The following is a 1,801-nucleotide window of genomic DNA, read 5'->3' on the forward strand; positions in this document are numbered from 1 at the left end:
TTTTCCTTTAACGGTTATCAAATACGTAGTACCGTTGCAATTAAGCGGTTTTGGACATTGCTTTCTTTTACAGCCATGTTCTGCAGTGTAACAGGACACGGTGATATCTTAACAGGACTACGAAGTTGGCAAAACAAAAAGACAGAGAGTTGGATCGAATTTGTTTACTATGAAGCAAAGGCAGGAACGCAGCTGGATTTGATAAAAAATCAGTTACAAGCTGCCTAGGAGAACCTTCGGTTCTTTCTACATGGTAAATTTTGTATCAAATTTTGGGCAAGTCTAGTGTATAATTTAGTTTATTTAAGTTTGTTTTTGGCTGCATTTTCGTGAAGTTAATTGGTAAAATATACATGAACATATCTTCCAAGCAAATATTTTTATACGGTCTTGTGGACAACCGTTCAAGCAAAGATGGAAGAAGTGTTCTATTATTTGATAAAAGGAAGTGTTACATGATGAAGGAATATCTCGAACGTGAACGTTATAACGAAAAATACAACTGGTTAGTGATGTCTAAAAGTCCTTATTTGAAGCAACATGAAACAAATCCTGTGAATTGGTTGGAATGGTCACCAGAAGCGTTTCAAAAAGCGAAAAGGGAAGGTAAGCCTGTCTTTTTGTCCATTGGCTATAGCTAGCCCTGTAATGGGGCTAACTATGAAATAAACGAAAAGAGGTTTAACTTAGTACATGTCACTGGTGTCATGTTTTAAAAACGCACATTGTGACTTAAGACTGCACTAGACTCCATTAAATTTAGGTAGTCTTAATATTTACGACATTACGCAAAGGATTAAATTGGTTTATGTCGAAAATAGTAAAATAAAGGGGAGGGGTATTATGTTCATTACTATTTCACCATTAGATCTAACATTAGATAAGGAAAATCCTAGATTTGTGGTAATTGAGGATAACAGTGAGGAGTCTATTCGTAAATATATGGCTATGTATGAGGATGTTTGCCAACTAACCAAAGAGATTAACGACAATAATGGACTTCTACTCGGTGAGAGAATTGTAGCCATTAAAAAAGACAATCAGTATATTGTTATGGAAGGTAACAGAAGAACTGTTGCCCTTCAATTCTTGTTGAATAGAGATTTAATTCCGGACGGATTTCAGCATCAGATTCCTGTAGCTAAAGAGGAAACGTTAGCCAATATCCAAAAAATTGACGTTGATATAGCACCGAATCGTCAATACGCAATAACACTTATGGCAAAGCGGCATATCAAGGGGGTCAAGGATTGGAAACCACTTGCAAAGAAACAATTCTTCGCTTCAATGTTTGCTAATGGAAGTTCTATAGAAGAGTTAAGTTTAAGGACAGGTATTCCTCAAGGGGAGATTAGAAAAGACATCAGAGAATATAAACTCTTTCTTAAAGTATCACAAATGTATAAACAAGATCATCCAGATTTTGATAATGATCTAATAACTCATAAAATTGATCCGTTTTTGCGTATATTCTCAACTAAAAAAGGTATTGGAGAAACATTAAAAAAATCACCTACAGTGTTGTTAAAAATGAGGTACGACACTAAAGAGGAAGTTCAAAGTGATCTACCTGATGAAATATTCAATAAAATTCTTAAATTAATATTTAAAGCAACTATAGTTGATAAAGTAATTACAACTCGGAATAATTTGTTTGATATTGAAGGTATAAAGGAATTACTTGAATCTTGTTGCCAAGATGGAGCACAACGTGGAACAAACACGCCAGATGGAGAACAACATGGAACAGACATACCAAATGGAGAACAACATGGAACAGACATACCAAATGGAGAACAAC

At 34.8% G+C, this 1,801-nt stretch carries 2 protein-coding genes and 1 pseudogene; all 3 read left to right on the forward strand.

Going from position 1 to position 1,801, the window contains the following annotated elements; genetic code table 11:
• A pseudogene (locus tag BLR88_RS19940) lies at nt 1-228 on the forward strand (IS701-like element ISPlan1 family transposase); the annotation flags it as partial.
• Nucleotides 229-458: 230 nt separating this feature from the next.
• The gene (locus BLR88_RS07100) at nt 459-641 is read left to right on the forward strand and encodes a DUF255 domain-containing protein (RefSeq protein ID WP_035502040.1); all 183 of its coding nucleotides are present in this window, start codon (nt 459-461) and stop codon (nt 639-641) included.
• A gap of 202 nt (nt 642-843) precedes the next feature.
• Nucleotides 844-1,801 (forward strand): hypothetical protein (locus BLR88_RS19470; protein ID WP_217639378.1); only part of this gene is annotated, 958 nt, incomplete at its 3' end.

The sequence above is a fragment of the Aneurinibacillus thermoaerophilus genome (genome assembly GCF_900099925.1).
Taxonomy (GTDB): Bacteria; Bacillota; Bacilli; order Aneurinibacillales; family Aneurinibacillaceae; genus Aneurinibacillus; species Aneurinibacillus thermoaerophilus.

Excerpts from the sequence above, each read along its gene's own strand:
- BLR88_RS07100 (WP_035502040.1), top strand. The coding sequence starts at position 459 with ATGAAGGAATATCTCGAACGTGAACGTTATAACGAAAAATACAACTGG.